The organism is Pseudomonas sp. TMB3-21 (genome assembly GCF_054898145.1).
This window is the reverse complement of record NZ_CM142718.1, coordinates 1044279-1062842: the sequence shown is the minus strand read 5'-3', so window position 1 is coordinate 1062842 and position 18564 is coordinate 1044279. Positions and strand designations below refer to the sequence as shown.

Annotated in this window: 17 protein-coding genes; 13 read left to right on the top strand and 4 right to left on the bottom strand. The window is 59.8% G+C overall.

What is annotated here, in order from left to right; translation table 11 throughout:
- Positions 1–144: 144 nt before the first annotated feature.
- The 3 genes from ACYZTS_RS04980 to rsgA form a co-directional block, all read right to left on the bottom strand.
- The gene (locus ACYZTS_RS04980) at positions 145–621 is read right to left on the bottom strand and encodes a toll/interleukin-1 receptor domain-containing protein (protein ID WP_461994447.1); all 477 of its coding nucleotides are present in this window, start codon (positions 619–621) and stop codon (positions 145–147) included.
- Entirely contained in the window at positions 621–1580 is a 960-nt protein-coding gene (locus ACYZTS_RS04975; protein ID WP_461994445.1) for a caspase family protein, read from the bottom strand. Before ACYZTS_RS04975 ends, ACYZTS_RS04980 begins: the two co-directional genes overlap by 1 nt.
- Before the next feature lie 283 nt (positions 1581–1863).
- On the bottom strand, positions 1864–2895 hold the full coding sequence (rsgA, locus tag ACYZTS_RS04970) for a small ribosomal subunit biogenesis GTPase RsgA (protein ID WP_028621995.1): 1032 nt from the start codon (positions 2893–2895) through the stop codon (positions 1864–1866).
- A 107-nt stretch (positions 2896–3002) separates the two neighbouring features.
- On the opposite strand from rsgA, the gene orn reads away from it, so the two are divergent.
- Both orn and ACYZTS_RS04960 read left to right on the top strand, forming a co-directional pair.
- Positions 3003–3545 (top strand): oligoribonuclease, encoded by a 543-nt coding sequence (orn, locus tag ACYZTS_RS04965; protein ID WP_028621996.1) that lies wholly within the window; start codon positions 3003–3005, stop codon positions 3543–3545.
- A 221-nt stretch (positions 3546–3766) separates the two neighbouring features.
- Complete coding sequence (locus ACYZTS_RS04960) at positions 3767–4378, top strand: trimeric intracellular cation channel family protein (protein WP_461994443.1); 612 nt, start codon at positions 3767–3769, stop codon at positions 4376–4378.
- Between the two features lie 106 nt (positions 4379–4484).
- Here ACYZTS_RS04960 and queG read toward each other — a convergent pair whose 3' ends face one another.
- On the bottom strand, positions 4485–5549 hold the full coding sequence (queG, locus tag ACYZTS_RS04955) for a tRNA epoxyqueuosine(34) reductase QueG (protein ID WP_461994441.1): 1065 nt from the start codon (positions 5547–5549) through the stop codon (positions 4485–4487).
- A gap of 63 nt (positions 5550–5612) precedes the next feature.
- Here queG and ACYZTS_RS04950 point away from each other — a divergent pair, with 63 nt between their 5' ends.
- From ACYZTS_RS04950 to ACYZTS_RS04900, 11 genes are all read left to right on the top strand, one after another.
- Positions 5613–7112, top strand: a complete 1500-nt coding sequence (locus ACYZTS_RS04950) for an NAD(P)H-hydrate dehydratase (RefSeq protein ID WP_461994439.1) — start codon at positions 5613–5615, stop codon at positions 7110–7112.
- The gene (gene tsaE, locus ACYZTS_RS04945) at positions 7100–7570 is read left to right on the top strand and encodes a tRNA (adenosine(37)-N6)-threonylcarbamoyltransferase complex ATPase subunit type 1 TsaE (RefSeq protein ID WP_461994437.1); all 471 of its coding nucleotides are present in this window, start codon (positions 7100–7102) and stop codon (positions 7568–7570) included. Before ACYZTS_RS04950 ends, tsaE begins: the two co-directional genes overlap by 13 nt.
- Positions 7571–8998, top strand: coding sequence for an N-acetylmuramoyl-L-alanine amidase (locus tag ACYZTS_RS04940; protein WP_028622001.1), 1428 nt, complete (start codon positions 7571–7573; stop codon positions 8996–8998).
- On the top strand, positions 8995–10905 hold the full coding sequence (mutL, locus tag ACYZTS_RS04935; RefSeq protein ID WP_028622002.1) for a DNA mismatch repair endonuclease MutL: 1911 nt from the start codon (positions 8995–8997) through the stop codon (positions 10903–10905). The genes ACYZTS_RS04940 and mutL overlap by 4 nt, the downstream gene beginning before the upstream one ends.
- Positions 10905–11876, top strand: a complete 972-nt coding sequence (gene miaA, locus ACYZTS_RS04930; RefSeq protein WP_461994435.1) for a tRNA (adenosine(37)-N6)-dimethylallyltransferase MiaA — start codon at positions 10905–10907, stop codon at positions 11874–11876. The genes mutL and miaA overlap by 1 nt, the downstream gene beginning before the upstream one ends.
- Positions 11877–11969: 93 nt before the next feature.
- Positions 11970–12230, top strand: a complete 261-nt coding sequence (gene hfq, locus ACYZTS_RS04925; RefSeq protein ID WP_007902656.1) for an RNA chaperone Hfq — start codon at positions 11970–11972, stop codon at positions 12228–12230.
- Between the two features lie 12 nt (positions 12231–12242).
- Positions 12243–13544 carry a ribosome rescue GTPase HflX gene (hflX, locus tag ACYZTS_RS04920; protein WP_028622004.1) on the top strand — a complete coding sequence of 434 codons (1302 nt, stop codon included), beginning with the start codon at positions 12243–12245 and terminating at the stop codon, positions 13542–13544.
- 96 nt (positions 13545–13640) lie between these two features.
- Positions 13641–14813 (top strand): FtsH protease activity modulator HflK, encoded by a 1173-nt coding sequence (hflK, locus tag ACYZTS_RS04915; protein WP_028622005.1) that lies wholly within the window; start codon positions 13641–13643, stop codon positions 14811–14813.
- Positions 14813–15682: a protease modulator HflC gene (hflC, locus tag ACYZTS_RS04910; protein WP_028622006.1), complete on the top strand. Its 870-nt coding sequence runs from the start codon at positions 14813–14815 to the stop codon at positions 15680–15682. The genes hflK and hflC overlap by 1 nt, the downstream gene beginning before the upstream one ends.
- Positions 15683–15993: 311 nt before the next feature.
- Complete coding sequence (locus tag ACYZTS_RS04905) at positions 15994–17181, top strand: ATP phosphoribosyltransferase regulatory subunit (RefSeq protein WP_461994432.1); 1188 nt, start codon at positions 15994–15996, stop codon at positions 17179–17181.
- 55 nt (positions 17182–17236) lie between these two features.
- Entirely contained in the window at positions 17237–18526 is a 1290-nt protein-coding gene (locus tag ACYZTS_RS04900) for an adenylosuccinate synthase (RefSeq protein ID WP_028622008.1), read from the top strand.
- Positions 18527–18564 lie beyond the last annotated feature (38 nt).

The following is an 18564-nucleotide window of genomic DNA, read 5'->3' as shown; positions in this document are numbered from 1 at the left end:
GAGGGGTGTACATATCCGTGCTGCGGTATTGGCTGAAATTGGTCCCGACCTTACGGCGGGTCACTTGGAGAAGCGCCAAGTAACCAAGCGCCAGCGCCGCTGACGTACGGCCCTTCGCTTAGGCTTGCGGTCCAGTTCCCTCCATCAAAACCCCCGGCGAATCCGGTTCTTGAGCTTGTCGTGAAACGCATCGGCATCACGGTACACACTGCTAGTCGACTCAAACGACTCCATTCCCGACCAGCTCGAAAGCGTCTCCTCCCGATAAGCATCAATAAAGAAATTGATATCCGCCTCACCACTCAGCGTCGGCCACTTGTCGAGGTACAGCGGCAAGTCGCTATGGCCAATCTTGAAAGAGCAAATCCTGCGGTTGCTGATCGTAGCCTCACCAATTTCGAACGGCACCCACCACGATTGCGCCGTTTCCTGCGACACCACAGCCAGCAAATGCGTGCATTCAGTAATGTTGCGAGTGATCACCGCCGTGATGTCATCCGTTACCTGCGATTCGGTATCCAGCACATCGAGATACGTCTTGATGTTCGCCCGCTCCAGGCGATCGTTGATGGTCATCGCGTATAAGCGATCGGTATGGCGGTAGCTGATAAAGACGGGCATCAGAAGTGTCCCTTGATTGCGAGTTCGCGGTAATAGGCGCCGAGCGCGGTGAGGCGGCAGCCGGTGGATTGCATCGCGGCGAAATACATGTGCTCGGCGTCGACCGGTTCGATCAGGCTGTGGCGGTTGCACTTTTGCAGCTGACTGAAGATTTCTCCGTTGTCGGGGTCGAAATCGGTCGCCGTCGGTTCGTAGCTCGGGTCGAGCGGATAGACGAACGCGGGATCCGGGAACCAGTCCTTGAGCTTGCGCAGGGTTTCTTCGGGGATCAGCGGCGTGACTTCGCGCAATGGCACAAATTGCGACACATTGGTCTTGAACACGGGGCGCTGCTCCCACGCACCCAGCGCATTGTCGACGAACGAATAGACGCTGCCGGGCGTGACCTTGCCCAACACATTGGCGGCTCCGCCATGCAGCGCCTGCAGTAGCAAATCGGTGAATACGCCGTGGCCTCTGCCTTCCATCGCCAACTGGTCTTTTTTGCAGGCAGTGAGAATGGTCAAGCCTTCGCTGATGACACTGCTGCCACCGCGCAAACCGCGCATGGCCGCGGCGGCACCGGCCTGGCAGCAATCGAGAATGATGATTTTGTTCTTGATGTGAGTGGCATCCTCCGCCCATTTCAAGACATCGCTTATGCGAATGCCTTCGACACCCTGACCGAAGTCCTGAGGAATCAGCAGGCCTTCATCAATGCTGGTATCAAACTGACCGTGCCCGGCGAAATACAGCAGCGCCACATCGCAATCGCCGGAGAACAGGCTTTGGATCTGCTCCTTCAAATACAGGTGAGTGAGATTTTCCTCCGCCGACGTCAGCACTTTATTGTTGAAGTTCGGCCGACCGTTGGCGTGGCGTTCCAGCACTGACGCCATGGCCATCGCGTCGTTGGTGCAGCCACTCAGTGGTGACACCTGCGTGTAATGGTTGATGCCGATGAACAGTCCTTTGCGCATGGTTACACCACCATGTGCAGGCGAATGGCGCCGAAGACGCTGTTGTGATTGATGAGCAACTGATAGGTCTGCATGGATATCCCTCGGTCTCGCCAAGTGCGAATAGGGACTGAATGTATGCAGTTGAACGACCGTCACAAGGCTTTGGCGGAGAAAGAGAGTTGTCCTACATGCAGGCGTGCGAAAGCCCTACAGAAATTTCTGACGTTGAATTCATGGGGGATTTGCAGGGTGCAGCGAGCAGCTCCCCGCCCGTCAGTGTCGGGGCGGGGAGTGCGTCTGTTTAATAGCTGCTTTCAGGCAAACTGGCGATGATCGAGCGGTAGCTGTTCATCCGTTGCTGCTGGACGCGGCCTTCTTCCAGCGCCTTGAGCAGGGCGCAACCGGGTTCGCGGTCGTGCTTGCAGTCACGGAAGCGGCAGGTGCCGATCAAGTCGTTGAACTCGATGAAGCCCGCTTCGACGTCGGCGCGGCTGACATGGCCAAGACCGAATTCGCGAATGCCCGGGGAGTCGATCAACTCGCCGCCACCGGGGAAGTGGAACAAACGCGCGGTCGTCGTCGTGTGAGTGCCCTGGCCGGACAGCTCGGACAGCGGGCCGACGCGGGTTTCGACTTCCGGCAGCAGGCTGTTGACCAGCGACGACTTGCCGACGCCGGACTGACCGACGAACACGCTGATACGTCCGTCCAGTTGTTCCTGCAGTTGCTCCATGCCATTGCCGTGGTGCGCCGAGACTTCCAGTACCGGATAACCCAGCGTGCGATAGACCGCCAACAGTGCGTTCAACGCCGGGGCGTTTTGCTCGTCGATCAGGTCGAATTTGTTCAGCAGCAGCAGCGGCCGAATACCGGCGTGCTCGGCCGCGACCAGATATCGATCGATCAGGTTGGCGTGCGGTTCTGGCAAGGGCGCGAAGACGATGACGATCATGTCGACGTTGGCTGCCACAGGCTTGAGCTGGCCACGGCTGTCCGGGCGGCAGAGCTCGGTTTTACGCGGCAGTTGCGCCACGATCACACCGATGCCCTGGTTGCCGGCACGCCAGACCACCTGATCGCCGGTCACCAGCGCAGGCAGGTTGGCGCGCAAATGGCAGCGGAATACCTCGCCAGCCAGCTCGCCTTCGAGCGCTTCGACTTCGACCTGGACACCAAAGTGCGCGATCACCAGGCCGGTCTGTTCCGGACCCAGGTCGCCGCCCTCAAGTGCCTCGACTGCCGAGGACTCGCGTTTGGCGGCGCGGGCAGCGCGCTCGCCCTGAATCTTTTCGATGCGCCAGTTTTGACGACGATTGAGTTGGCGTTTGGCCATGGGTGTTCCGTATCAAGAATGCAGCGATTAGGTAAAACGGCCGCGAGTTTAGCACGCCCGGCCACCGGCCTAGGCTAAACTGCGCAGCATTGCCTAGGAGCCGACACATGCAAAACCCGCAGAATCTGATCTGGATCGACCTGGAAATGACCGGTCTGAACCCTGATACCGACGTCATCATCGAGATGGCCACCATTGTCACCGACAGTGACCTGAACACCCTTGCCGAAGGTCCGGTGATTGCCATTCACCACAGCGACGAAATCCTCGCCGGCATGGATGAATGGAATACCCGCCAACATGGTGGTTCGGGCCTGACCCAACGTGTTCGCGACAGCCGCATCAGCATGGCCGAGGCCGAAGCCGAAACCATCGCTTTCCTGGAGAAGTGGGTGCCGAAGGGCAAGTCGCCGATCTGCGGCAACAGCATCTGCCAGGACCGTCGCTTCCTCTATACGCATATGAAATCGCTGGAAAGCTATTTCCACTACCGCAATCTCGACGTTTCGACCTTGAAAGAGCTCGCCGCTCGCTGGGCGCCGAGCGTGCGCGACAGTTTCCAGAAGGGCAGCACGCACCTGGCGCTGGACGACATCCGTGAATCGATCGCTGAGCTGCAGCATTACCGCAAGCATTTCATCAAGTTCTGATTGGCGGCGCAGGCTTTTGTGGCGAGGGGGCTTGCCCCCGTAGGAGTGCGAAGCACTCCCCTGCATTCTTTCAGTGGCAACGCATTTGCAGGTTTACGGCTGTTTCGCAGCCGAACGGGGGCAAGCCCCCTCGCCACAGGAATGTGGCAATGCTTCGACGCCCTCTTTTGGTGCCGCAACTTAATGGCTAGACTGCGCGCCTTCCCGCAAGGACCGCCACCATGTTGCTGATGCTTTACCTGATCGCCATCACCGCCGAAGCCATGACCGGTGCCCTCTCTGCCGGGCGTCGCGGCATGGACTGGTTTGGTGTGGTGCTGATCGCCTGCATCACGGCGCTCGGTGGCGGGTCGGTGCGTGACGTACTGCTCGGCCACTACCCGCTGACCTGGGTCAAACACCCGGAATACCTGGTGCTGACGTCCATCGCAGCGATGTTCACCGTGTTCGCCGCACGCTGGATGCGTCACCTGCGCTCGCTGTTCCTTGTGCTCGACGCTGTGGGACTGGTGGCATTCACCTTGATCGGCTGCATGACCGCACTGGAAATGGGCCACGGCATGCTGGTGGCGTCGGTCAGCGGCGTCATTACGGGTGTCTTCGGCGGGATCCTTCGCGACATCTTCTGCAACGACATTCCGCTGATCTTCCGCCGCGAACTCTACGCCAGCGTCTCGTTTGCGGCAGCATGGTGCTACATGCTGTGTCTCTATCTGCAATTACCGGGCGAACAGGCCATTCTGGTCACGCTGTTCGGTGGATTTTTGCTGCGATTGCTGGCGATCCGTTTCCACTGGGAAATGCCCAAATTCGTTTACAACGACGAAACCTGACCCCGGCTCGTTCCCTGTAGCAGCTGCCGCAGGCTGCGTCCGGCTGCGCAGCAGCCGTTACTGTCAACGCGAGTCCTTAGGCCTCGAACGCAGCCTTCGGCAGCTGCTACGCGAGGCCGTGTTGCTTAAGGGCCCACTCGACGTGTTCCCGGACCAATTCAGAGGGGTAGTCGCGCCGCGCCTTGAGTGCTTCCAGCACCGGAATGCTCGATGGCGCATTACCCAGCCCAACCGCCAGATTACGCAGCCAGCGTTCATACCCTGCGCGCCGCAACGGTGAGCCTTCGGTGCTGCTTAAAAACTTCTCTTCATCCCACATGAATAATTGCGCCAGCCCGGCATTGTCCAGATTGTGCCGTGGCTTGAAGTCGCTTTCCCCGGAGGGGCGGGCGAAGCGGTTCCATGGGCACACGATCTGGCAATCGTCGCAACCGAACACGCGATTGCCGATCAAGGGTCGCAGCTCTTCAGGAATCGCGCTTTTCAGTTCGATGGTCAGGTAGGAAATGCAGCGTCGGGCGTCCAGCACGTAGGGGCCGACGAAGGCGTTGGTCGGGCAGATATCCAGGCACGCGGTGCAGCGGCCGCAATGTTCGCTGGTGTGCGGCGGATCAACCGGCAGCGGCAGATCGACGAACAGTTCGGCAAGGAAGAAATAACTGCCGGCCTTGCGATTCAACACCAACGTGTTTTTGCCGATCCATCCCAGCCCGGCCTGCTCGGCGATGGCTTTTTCCAGTACCGGCGCGCTGTCGACAAACGCACGGTAGCCGAACGGACCGATCACGGCTTGAATCTTTTCTGCCAGTTGTTGCACGCGTTTACGGATCAATTTGTGGTAATCGCGGCCCAAGGCATAACGCGAGACGTAGGCTTTTTCCGGCTCCGCCAGGCGTTTGGCCATTTCGGTATCGCCCGGCAGGTAGTCCATGCGCAGGGAAACCACGCGCAATGTGCCCGGCACCAGTTCTTCCGGGTGCGAGCGTTTGCTGCCGTGGGCGCCCATGTAGTCCATTTCGCCGTGGTAGCCAGCGTCGAGCCAGCGCTGCAAATGCTGCTCATGCTCGGCAAGGTCGAGGCCACTGATGCCGACTTGCTGAAAGCCCAGCTCGCGGCCCCAGTCCTTGACGGATTGGGCGAGGGCGGGCAGGTCTGTGGTAATAGCGGGCATGAGGCGAGAGAAACCGGAGCTGAGGTGCGTATAATTCTGCCAGACATCGGAGCCCGAAGACGCATGCCGCACACTAAAGATGATTTACCCGACGCGCTGTACAGCGCCGCGCAAGTGCGCGCCATCGATGCGAGCCTGATTGCGGCCGGCACGCCGGGCTTCGAACTGATGCAGCGTGCCGCGCGCGCGACTTGGCGCGCGCTGGTGCGTCAGTGGCCAACCGCGAACGAATTGAGTGTGGTCGCCGGGCATGGCAACAATACCGGCGATGGTTATCTGGTGGCGCTTTTTGCGCAGCGGGCCGGTTGGCAAGTGCGCGTGCTGGCGGCGGGTGAACCCCAGCGTTTGCAAGGCGATGCGGCGCGGGCCCACGCTGACGCGGTCGCCGAAGGTGTCGACGTGCAGGCGTGGACCGCGCACGCCCAATTGCGCGGAATCGTGCTGGATGCGTTGCTCGGCACGGGTGTGAGTGGTGAGGTTCGCGAGCCGTATGCCAGCGTGATCGCAGCGATCAACGCCAGCGGCTTGCCGGTGGCGGCAGTGGATATTCCTTCGGGGCTGTGCGCGGACACCGGTCGATTGCTCGGTGCCGCAGTGCGGGCAGATTTGACCGTGACCTTCATCGGCTTGAAGGTCGGCCTGTTCACCGGTGATGCGGCTGATGTGGTCGGCGAGCTGGTATTCAACGATCTGCAAGCCGCACCGGAACTGCTGAACGGGATCGCTACCAGTGCCCGTCGCCTCAACGCCAGCAATATGCCTCGTCTGCCGTCACGTGCTTTGACGGCTCACAAGGGCCAGTTCGGCCACGTATTGTTGATGGGTGGTGATCGTGGCTTCGGTGGCGCCATCCTGCTGAGCGCACAAAGTGCCTTGCGCAGTGGCGCCGGCATGGTTTCGGTCGCCACTCGCACCGAACACGTGCCCGCCGCGTTGGCCAGAATTCCCGAAGCCATGGTGCTCGGCACTTCCTCGGCCAATCAGTTGATGGGCTTGCTCGAAAAGGTTTCTGTTTTAGTCGTCGGCCCAGGTCTGGGGCAGGCGGCCTGGGGGCGCAGTCTGCTGTCGGCAGCGGCCAATGCGCCTCTGCCGCAAGTCTGGGATGCCGATGCGTTGAATCTGTTGTCTGAGCAATGCGTGAATCTACCCAAGGATTGCGTGATCACCCCGCATCCCGGCGAAGCGGCGCGGTTGCTGGGAGTATCGACGGCCGACGTGCAGGCCGACCGCCCGGCCGCGGCGCACGCGTTGAGCAAAAAATATGCAGCGGTGGTGGTCTTGAAAGGCGCCGGCAGCCTGATTGCCAGTCCGGACGGGCGTCTGGCAGTGTGTCATCAGGGGCATCCCGCCATGGCCACCGCCGGTTTGGGCGATGTTCTCGCCGGGCTGATCGGCGCGCTGCGCGCTCAGGGCATGACTGCATTCGAGGCGGCGTGCCTAGGCGTCTGGCTGCATGCCAATGCAGGCGCGCAGGAAGGTAAATCGGGCCGTGGGCTGGCGGCCAGTGATCTGATTCCAGCCATTCGTCAGTTGTTGGAGGAGCAAGCACCGTGTCTGAAATAACCCTGTACCTGGCTGATGAAGAAGCGATGACCGCGTTCGGCGCCTACATCGCAAAAACCACGGAGGGGCATGGTCTGATTTTTCTGGAAGGGGATCTGGGCGCGGGCAAAACCACGCTGTCCCGGGGCATTATCCGTGGGTTGGGGCATGTGGGTGCGGTAAAAAGTCCGACGTTCACACTGGTCGAGCCTTACGAGATCGGCGACATCCGCGCCTTCCATTTCGACCTTTATCGACTGGTCGATCCTGAAGAACTCGAGTACCTCGGTATTCGTGACTACTTCGAAGATGACGCACTATGCTTGATCGAATGGCCCCAGAAGGGTGCAGGCTTTTTGCCAAAGCCCGACCTGACCATTACCATTAGCACGCAAGACAGCGGTCGCTCGCTGAAAATTTTGTCCCAAGGCCCGCGTGGCGAGTCCTGGTGTGCCGCTTTGGCATTGGAATCCAATTAAATGATGGGGTCTGGTATGCGCTTTCGCGCGATGGTAGCTGCCGTAGGGTTGTTGTTTTTGGCGGTGACCGTCGATGCTGTGGCCGAGACAAAGGTCAACAGTGTTCGCCTGTGGCGGGCGCCGGACAACACACGACTGGTGTTTGACCTGACAGGGCCGGTGCAGCACAGCGTCTTCACCCTGACATCCCCGGATCGACTGGTCATCGACATCAATGGCGCCACCCTCGGTGCTCCGCTGAACGTCAACGCCTCGAACACGCCGATTACCGCCATGCGTTCGGCTCAGCGTACGCCGACTGACTTGCGCGTGGTTATCGATCTGAAAAAAGCCGTCACGCCGAAAAGCTTCAGCCTGGCCCCAAACGCGCAATACGGTAACCGCCTGGTGGTCGACCTGTTCGACAACGCCGCCGATGCCGCGCCGATTCCGGTGCCGACCAATGTCGCCAAAGTCGCTCCGGTGCCGGTCACTCCGATCGATCCGCCGGTCAAACTGCCGCCAGCTCCGGCCGGCAAGCGCGACATCATTGTCGTCATTGATGCCGGTCACGGCGGTGAAGACCCGGGCGCCTCGGGCTCCCGCGGTCAGCGCGAAAAAGACGTGGTGCTGGCCATCGCTCGCGAACTGCAGCGTCAGGTCAACGGCATGAAAGGTTTCCGCGCCGAACTCACACGTACCGGCGACTACTTCATTCCTCTGCGCGGCCGTACTGAAATCGCCCGCAAGAAGGGCGCCGACCTGTTTGTTTCGATTCACGCCGATGCGGCGCCGTCCAAGGCAGCGTTCGGCGCATCGGTGTTTGCCTTGTCTGATCGCGGCGCCACCTCGGAAACAGCCCGTTGGCTGGCCGACAGTGAAAACCGGTCCGACCTGATCGGCGGTGCCGGCAACGTCAGTCTCGACGACAAGGACCGCATGCTCGCGGGCGTGCTGCTCGACCTGTCGATGACCGCGTCCCTGACTTCCAGCCTGAACGTCGGCCAGAAAGTCCTTACCAATATCGGTCGGGTCACGCCGTTGCACAAACAACGCGTAGAGCAGGCGGGCTTCATGGTGCTCAAGTCGCCGGACATCCCGTCGATCCTGGTCGAAACCGGGTTTATTTCCAACGCCAACGAAGCCTCGAAACTGGCGGCTGCGAGCCATCAGCAAGCGCTGGCCCGCTCGATCAGCAGCGGCGTACGTCAGTTCTTCCAGCAGAATCCGCCGCCGGGCACCTACATTTCCTGGCTGCGTGATTCCGGCGGCATCGCTCAAGGTCCACGCGATCATCGGGTCAATCCGGGCGAAACGCTGGCGATGATTGCGGTGCGCTATCAGGTCTCCCCGGCGTCGCTGCGCAGCGCCAATAATCTGAAAAGCGACGATTTGAAAGCGGGTCAACACCTGACCATTCCTGGCACAGAACTGGCGGCCAAGGAATGAATCAAGTGGTAATCAACGGGGCTCGCATCGAGCTGCTCAGCCCGCGACTGGCGAACCAGATTGCGGCGGGCGAAGTAGTCGAGCGTCCGGCTTCGGTGATCAAGGAACTGCTGGAAAACAGCCTCGACTCCGGCGCCAAACGCATCGACGTCGATGTCGAGCAGGGCGGCGTGAAGCTGTTGCGGGTGCGCGACGATGGCAGCGGCATTTCCGCTGATGATTTACCGCTGGCCCTGGCTCGTCACGCCACCAGCAAGATTCGCAACCTGGAAGACCTCGAGCAGGTCATGAGCCTGGGTTTTCGCGGTGAGGCGCTGGCGTCGATCAGCTCTGTCGCCCGTTTGACCTTGACCTCGCGCACCCGCGAAGCGGAGCAGGCCTGGCAGGTTGAAACCGAAGGCCGGGACATGGCGCCCCGCGTGCAGCCCGCCGCGCATCCCGTCGGCACCTCGGTGGAAGTGCGTGACCTGTTCTTCAACACCCCGGCGCGACGCAAGTTTCTCAAAACCGAAAAAACCGAATTTGACCATCTGCAGGAAGTGATCAAACGCCTGGCACTGGCGCGCTTCGATGTGGCGTTTCATTTGCGCCACAACGGCAAGACCATCCTCAGTCTTCACGAAGCTCATGACGACGCCGCCCGCGCCCGGCGTGTCGCGGCGATTTGCGGTTCGGGGTTTCTCGAGCAGGCGTTGCCGATCGAGATCGAACGCAACGGCCTGCATTTGTGGGGCTGGGTCGGTTTGCCGACGTTCAATCGCAGCCAGGCCGACCTGCAATATTTCTTCGTCAATGGCCGTGCGGTGCGCGACAAGTTGGTGGCCCACGCGGTGCGTCAGGCTTACCGCGATGTGCTGTTCAATGGCCGCCATCCGACGTTTGTGCTGTTCTTCGAAGTCGATCCGGCCGGCGTCGACGTCAACGTGCACCCGACCAAGCACGAAGTACGCTTCCGTGACGGGCGCATGGTTCACGATTTTCTTTACGGGACATTGCACCGCGCATTGGGCGATGTGCGCCCGGACGATCATCTGGCCGCGCCTGTTGCGACGGCCATCGTTCGCCCGACCGGCGCCGAGGCGGGTGAGTTCGGTCCGCAGGGCGAGATGCGCCTGGCTGCCAATGCGCTGCTTGAACACCCTCAGGCCCAACCGTCGTTCAATACGGCGGCGGGCTCTGGTGCCGGGGCCGGTTACCAATATCAGTACAAACCACAGGCGCAATCCGGTGTGCCCGTTGCGGAAGCTCAAGCGGCCTACCGAGAGTTTTTCGCTCCGCTGCCCGAAGCCAATGCCGTAGCACTGCCAGCCGGGCAGGACGATATCCCGCCACTGGGCTATGCGCTGGCGCAGCTCAAGGGCATCTATATTCTGTCCGAGAACGCTCAGGGCCTGGTGCTGGTGGACATGCACGCTGCCCACGAGCGGATCATGTACGAGCGCTTGAAAGTCGCGATGGCCAGCGAAGGCCTGAGCGGGCAGCCGCTGCTGGTCCCGGAATCCCTGGCCGTCAGTCAACGTGAAGCCGACTGCGCCGAAGAAAATATTGCATGGTTTCAGCGCCTGGGCTTTGAGCTGCAACGCCTCGGCCCGGAGACACTGGCGATCCGGCAGATCCCTGCGCTGCTCAAGCAGGCCGAAGCCAATCGGCTGGTCAGTGACGTGCTGGCGGACTTGATGGAATACGGCACCAGCGACCGCATTCAGGCTCATCTGAATGAGCTGCTCGGCACTATGGCTTGTCACGGTGCGATTCGGGCGAATCGGCGACTGGCCCTGCCGGAAATGAACGGCCTGCTGCGCGACATGGAAAACACCGAGCGCAGCGGTCAATGCAACCACGGCCGACCGACCTGGACCCAGTTGGGCCTGGACGATCTGGACAAACTGTTCCTGCGCGGTCGTTGATGAACCAGCTCCCTCCTGCGATTTTCCTGATGGGCCCGACCGCAGCGGGCAAGACCGACCTGGCCATCGAACTGACGAAAGTCCTGCCGTGCGAATTGATCAGTGTCGACTCGGCGCTGGTTTACCGGGGCATGGACATCGGCACCGCCAAGCCGTCGAAAGAACTTCTGACCGAATTCCCGCATCGCCTGATCGACATTCTCGATCCGGCAGAGAGTTATTCGGCGGCCGATTTTCGTCGTGATGCCCTTGAAGCGATGGCCGAGGTCACCGCGCGGGGCAGGATTCCGCTGTTGGTGGGCGGCACGATGCTCTATTACAAGGCGTTGCTCGAAGGTCTGGCGGACATGCCGGCCGCCGATGCCGAGGTGCGTGCACAGATTGAAGAAGAAGCCGCGCGCCTTGGTTGGCAAGCCTTGCACCAGCAATTGGCGGCCATCGACCCGGTCTCTGCCGCACGCATTCATCCGAACGATCCGCAGCGTCTCAGTCGGGCCCTGGAAGTTTATCGCGTGAGCGGTCAGAGCATGACCGAGCTGCGGCTCAGACAAAGTGCGCAAAGTACTGAAGCAGCCGCTTCGGGACTGCAACAATTACCCTATACTGTCGCGAACCTGGCCATTGCTCCGGCAGATCGTCAGGTATTGCACGAGCGAATTAAACAAAGATTCACTTTAATGTTGGAACAGGGATTCATTGACGAGGTCGTAGCCCTGCGTGAGCGAAGTGACCTGCATTCAGGGTTGCCGTCTATACGTGCGGTAGGCTACCGACAAGTCTGGGACTACCTGGATGGCAAGCTGACGCAAGCCGAGATGCAGGAGCGTGGAATCATTGCCACGCGCCAATTGGCGAAGCGCCAGTTCACCTGGCTGCGCAGTTGGGCTGACTTGCATTGGCTGGACAGCCTGGATTGCGACAATCTGCCGCGCGCCTTGAAATACCTGGGGACCATCTCCATATTGAGCTGAGTCCTTGCAATTGCCGTCTATCCTTGGGGGTGTGACGGTCACAAGCCATCTGATTACCTATTTTTATATTGAATCCTTAAAGGAGTGCGGCACATGTCAAAAGGGCATTCGCTACAAGACCCTTACTTGAATACTTTACGTAAAGAGAAAGTGGGGGTTTCCATCTACCTGGTCAACGGGATCAAGCTGCAAGGCACGATCGAGTCGTTCGACCAGTTCGTTATCCTGCTGAAAAACACCGTCAGCCAGATGGTTTACAAACACGCTATCTCTACAGTGGTCCCGGTTCGTCCAATTCGTCTGCCTAGCGCAACCGAATCCGAAGCAGGTGACGCTGAGCCAGGTAACGCCTGATAGGAGTCTCCTTTGTTCTTTGAGCGCCACGGTGGTGGTGAGCGAGTAATCCTCGTTCACTTGGATGGACAGGACCCTGAGGCGCGCGAAGATCCGCAGGAGTTTCAGGAATTGGCTAATTCGGCCGGCGCCGAGACCGTTGCGTTTCTTAACGTGCCGCGTCATCGGCCAACCGCCAAGTTCCTGATCGGCAGCGGCAAGGTCGAGGAATTGCGCGATCTGGTCCATGCCGAAAAGGCAGACCTGGTGATCTTCAATCACGTCCTCACACCTAGTCAGGAACGTAACCTCGAACGAGTTTTCGAGTGTCGCGTGATCGACCGTACCGGCCTGATTCTCGATATTTTTGCCCAACGCGCCCGCACCCATGAAGGCAAGCTCCAGGTCGAACTGGCCCAGCTTGACCACATGAGCACCCGGCTGGTTCGAGGCTGGACTCACCTTGAACGTCAAGGTGGCGGTATCGGCATGCGCGGCCCAGGTGAAACGCAGCTGGAAACCGACCGCCGTTTGCTGCGGGTTCGCCTGCGCCAGATCAAGGGCCGCCTGGAAAAGGTGCGCAGCCAGCGCGAACAGTCGCGACGTGGCCGTACGCGTGCGGATATCCCTACCGTGTCGCTGGTGGGGTATACCAACGCCGGTAAATCCACGCTTTTCAATAACGTGACGAAATCCGACGTGTATGCGGCCGACCAGTTGTTCGCCACGCTGGACCCGACCTTGCGCCGTCTTGAATTAGACGACCTGGGGCCGATTGTCCTGGCCGACACCGTAGGTTTCATTCGTCACTTGCCGCACAAGCTGGTTGAGGCATTTCGATCTACTCTCGAAGAGTCGAGCAACTCCGACCTGCTGCTGCACGTGATCGATGCGGCTGAACCGGATCGCATGTTGCAGATCGAGCAGGTTATGGTGGTGCTGGGCGAGATTGGTGCTCAGGACTTGCCGATCCTCGAGGTCTATAACAAACTCGATTTGCTTGAAGGCGTTGAGCCGCAAATCCAGCGCGACGAAAACGGCAAGCCCCTCAGGGTCTGGCTGTCGGCGCGTGACGGCAGCGGTCTTGAGTTGCTGGAACAAGCCATTGCCGAGTTGCTGGGCAGTGAGTTGTTTATCGGTACCTTGCGCTTGCCGCAACGTTTTGCTCGACTGCGTGCGCAGTTTTTCGAGTTGGGTGCGGTACAGAAAGAAGAACACGACGAAGAAGGCATCTGCCTGCTGGCCGTTCGTTTGCCACGCATCGAGTTGAATCGACTGGTGAGCCGCGAGGGAATGCAGCCGATGGAATTCATCGAGCAACACACTTTGCAATAAAAGCCTGAGAAAGCGGTTGTGCCGTGGTGACAGGCATTCTGTAGCATTGGTCGGCGCGCCGTGGGTGCGTCTTTGCTTTATCAGATGGAGAGCGCTATGGCTTGGAATGAGCCGGGTGGCAACTCGAATAATCAGGATCCTTGGGGTGGCAAGCGCCGCAATAACGGCGACCGCAAGGGACCACCGGATCTCGACGAGGCCTTCCGAAAGCTGCAGGAAAGCCTGAATGGGTTGTTCGGTGGTGGTAAGAAACGTGGTGACGACGGCGGCGGTTCGGGCAGGAGTGGCGGCTTCGGCGGCATTCTCGGCATCGTGCTCGTCGTGCTGGCTGCCGTGTGGCTGTACAGCGCGGTCTATGTCGTCGACGAGCAGGAGCAAGCAGTAGTCCTCCGCTTCGGCAAGTATTACGAAACGGTTGGCCCGGGTCTGAACATCTATTTCCCGCCGATTGATCGCAAGTACATGGAAAACGTCACGCGTGAGCGGGCCTACACCAAGCAGGGTCAAATGCTGACTGAAGACGAGAACATCGTCGAAGTGCCGCTGACTGTGCAGTACAAGATCAGCAACCTGCAGGACTTCGTGCTGAGCGTTGATCAGCCGGAAATCAGTCTGCAGCACGCGACCGAAAGTGCCTTGCGCCATGTGGTGGGTTCTACCGCGATGGATCAGGTGCTGACTGAAGGTCGTGAGTTGATGGCCAGCGAAATCAAGGAGCGTCTGCAACGCTTCATGGATACCTATCGCACCGGTATCACCGTCACTCAGGTCAACGTACAGAGCGCAGCGGCACCGCGTGAAGTGCAGGAAGCTTTCGATGACGTGATTCGCGCCCGTGAAGACGAGCAGCGTTCGCGCAACCAGGCCGAAACCTATGCCAACGGCGTCGTGCCGGAAGCTCGTGGTCAGGCTCAGCGCATCCTCGAGGATGCCAACGGTTACCGCGACGAAACCGTTTCGCGCGCCAAGGGTGAAGCCGATCGCTTTACCAAACTGGTCAGCGAGTATCGCAAGGCCCCTGAAGTCACCCGCGAGCGTCTGTATCTGGACACCATGCAGGAAGTCTTCAGTAACACCAGCAAGGTTCTCGTGACCGGCAACAAGAATGGCCAGAGCAATCTGCTGTACTTGCCGCTGGACAAGATGGTCGAAAGTGGTCGCAACACCAGTGCTCCCGTGAGCGGTGCGGCAGCCACCAGCAATGAAGCGAATGCACGTGCCGCAGCTGAACTGCAACAACAGCCGGCACGTACCAGGGAGAGTCGCTGATGAGCAATAAATCGCTGATCACTCTAATTGTTGTCGTCGTTCTGGCGATCGCAGCCTGGAACTGCTTCTACATCGTGGCTCAGACCGAGCGTGCGGTGCTGCTGCAATTTGGTCGTGTGGTTCAGGCCGATGTTCAGCCGGGCCTGCATGTGAAAGTGCCTTACGTTAACCAGGTGCGTAAGTTCGATGCACGCCTGATGACGCTGGATGCACCTACGCAGCGCTTCCTGACGCTTGAAAAGAAAGCGGTCATGGTCGATGCCTACGCCAAATGGCGCGTGAAAGACGCAGAGCGTTACTACACTGCGACATCCGGTCTCAAGCAGATCGCCGATGAACGCCTGTCGCGTCGTCTCGAATCGGGTCTGCGTGACCAGTTCGGTAAGCGCACGCTGCACGAAGTGGTATCCGGTGAACGTGATGCACTGATGACCGATATCACTGCTTCACTGAACAAGATGGCGGAAAAAGAGCTGGGCATTGAAGTGGTTGATGTTCGGGTCAAGGCCATCGATCTGCCGAAGGAAGTGAACCGTAGCGTGTTCGAGCGCATGAGCTCCGAGCGTGAGCGTGAAGCTCGTGAACACCGTGCCAAGGGTAACGAATTGGCGGAAGGCATTCGTGCCGACGCCGATCGTCAACGCCGTGTACTGCTGGCTGAAGCCTATCGTGAATCTGAAGAGGTTCGCGGTGACGGTGATGCTCAGGCCGCTGCGATCTACTCCAAGGCATATGGTCAGGATCAGGAGTTCTATGGTTTCTACCGTAGCCTGCGTGCTTACCGCGAAAGCTTCGCGAACAAATCCGACGTCATGGTCCTGGACCCAAGCAGCGACTTCTTCCGTTACCTGGAAAAAGCCAAACCTTGATAACTCGGTGACCTGAATCATCCCCGCCTGGCGGCTAAAACCTCGGGCGGGGTGATCCTTTGGAAAAACGAGTGTATGATGCGGCAGCCGGGAAATTCCCGGCTTTTTTGCGTCTGTACGTTTGATTGCTGTTCAGGCAGACGACCGAGTCGAATGACTCGACAGGTTTTTCGAGGAAAGTGGATGGCGAGGCCGATTCAGGCTTTTCGTCTTGTTGCTCATGCGCGTGGTTTGCTCATGGGCCGATCATTTTCTGCTTCACTCAAGGCTCGCCCAAGGGCTTGCTGCCCGGATCATAGGGGAATGGCGTAATGGCAACGGTAGACCGCTGGCTGCTGCCAGATGGCATCGAAGAAGTACTGCCACCGGAAGCGGCGCGCATTGAAGTAGCGCGCCGTCAGGTGTTGGATCTGTTCCAGAGCTGGGGTTACGAGTTTGTCGTGACTCCCCATATCGAGTACCTCGAATCTCTGCTGACCGGCGCGGGCTCCGATCTCGATTTGCGTACCTTCAAGGTCATCGACCCGCAATCCGGCCGGCAGATGGGCTTTCGTGCAGACATCACGCCGCAGGTTGCACGCATTGATGCGCACACCCTGCGTCGTGAAGGCCCGAGCCGTCTGTGCTACGCCGGCAGTGTGCTGCACGCTCAGCCGCGTGCCTTGTCGTCCTCGCGCAGCCCGATTCAACTGGGCGCAGAGTTGTACGGCGATGCGAGCCCGAGCAGTGATGTGGAAGTCATCAGCCTGATGCTGGCGATGCTGCAGCTGGCTGATGTGCCGGACGTGCACATGGACCTCGGTCATGTCGGCATCTACCGCGGCCTGGCCCGCGCGGCTGGTTTGTCTGGCGAGGTCGAGCAACAGCTGTTCGACGCATTGCAACGCAAGGCCATCGACGAGGTCATTACTTTGACCGAAGGCTTGCCTGCAGACCTGTCGGGCATGCTGCGGGCGCTGGTCGATTTGTGTGGCGGCCGCGAAGTCCTGGCTGCCGCGCGGGATCGCCTGGCGAATGCGCCGGCACCTGTATTAGCCGCGCTCGACGACCTGCTGGCGATTGCCGAGCGTTTGTCCGTGCGGTTCCCGCAGTTGCCGCTGTACTTCGATCTTGGCGAATTGCGCGGGTATCACTACCACACCGGTGTGGTATTTGCCGTGTTCGTCCCCGGCGTTGGCCAGTCCATCGCTCAGGGCGGTCGTTACGACGACATCGGCGCCGACTTTGGTCGCGCCCGTCCGGCAACCGGTTTCTCTACCGATTTGAAAACCCTGGTGACCCTGGGGCGTGCTGATATCGAGTTACCGTCTGGCGGTATCTGGATGCCCGACAGTACGGATGCAGCACTCTGGCAGCAGGTTTGCCAGTTGCGCAGTGAGGGTCAGCGTGTTGTTCAGGCTTTGCCCGGGCAACCTTTGGCCGCCGCCCGTGACGCGGACTGCGACCGGCAATTGATTCAGCAGAACGGGCTGTGGCAAGTATCGCCACTGGCTTCTTGAGTTTTCCTGTCGGCCCGTGGCCGGCACCAAGTTTGCGCGAATGAGGACAAGTGTTATGGGTAAGAATGTCGTAGTCCTGGGCACCCAATGGGGTGATGAGGGCAAAGGCAAGATCGTTGATCTGCTGACCGAACATGCTGCCGCCGTAGTGCGCTACCAAGGTGGCCACAACGCCGGTCACACGCTGGTGATCGACGGCGAAAAAACCGTTCTGCACCTGATTCCGTCGGGCGTGCTGCGCGAAGGCGTGCAGTGCCTGATCGGTAACGGCGTGGTGGTTGCACCCGACGCCCTGCTGCGGGAAATCATCAAGCTGGAAGAAAAAGGCGTACCGGTACGCGAGCGTCTGCGCATCAGTCCGTCCTGCCCGCTGATCCTGTCCTTCCACGTTGCGCTGGACCAGGCCCGTGAAAAGGCCCGTGGCGAGCTGAAGATCGGCACCACCGGTCGTGGCATCGGCCCGGCTTACGAAGACAAGGTTGCACGTCGCGGCCTGCGTGTTGGCGACCTGCTCAACATGCCTCGCTTTGAAGACAAACTGCGTGAACTGGTGGATTACCACAACTTCATGCTGGTGGGTTACTACAAAGAGCCGGCCATCGAGTTTGAAAAGACCCTTGCCGAGTGCAAGGAATACGCTGAGCTGCTGAAGCCGCTGATGCTGGATGTGACGGCCGAGCTGCACGACCTGCGCCGCGCCGGCAAAGACATCATGTTTGAAGGCGCCCAAGGTTCGTTGCTGGACATCGACCACGGTACTTACCCGTACGTGACCAGCTCCAACACCACCGCTGGCGGTGTTGCTACCGGTTCGGGCGTTGGCCCGATGTTCCTGGACTACATCCTGGGCATCACCAAGGCTTACACCACGCGTGTAGGCTCGGGTCCATTCCCGACTGAACTGTTCGACGACGTCGGTGCGCACCTTGCCAAGCAAGGTCATGAGTTCGGTGCGACCACCGGCCGGGCTCGTCGTTGCGGCTGGTTTGACGCCGTTATCCTGCGTCGCGCTATCGATGTGAACAGCATCTCGGGCATCTGCCTGACCAAGCTGGATGTACTCGACGGTCTGGAAGCCATCAATATCTGCATCGGCTACAAAGATGCAGAAGGTCAGGATGTTGCCCCGACTGACGCTGACAGCTACGTCGGTCTGCAGCCGGTTTACGAAGAAGTGCCGGGCTGGACCGAATCGACCGTGGGTGCCAAAACCCTGGAAGAGCTGCCAGCCAATGCACGCGCCTACATCAAACGAGTCGAAGAGCTGATCGGTGCGCCGATTGACATTATTTCGACGGGCCCGGACCGCAACGAAACCATCGTTCTGCGTCATCCGTTCGCGTAATAAGCTATTGATGTAAAACACAAAGGGCCCTTGATTGG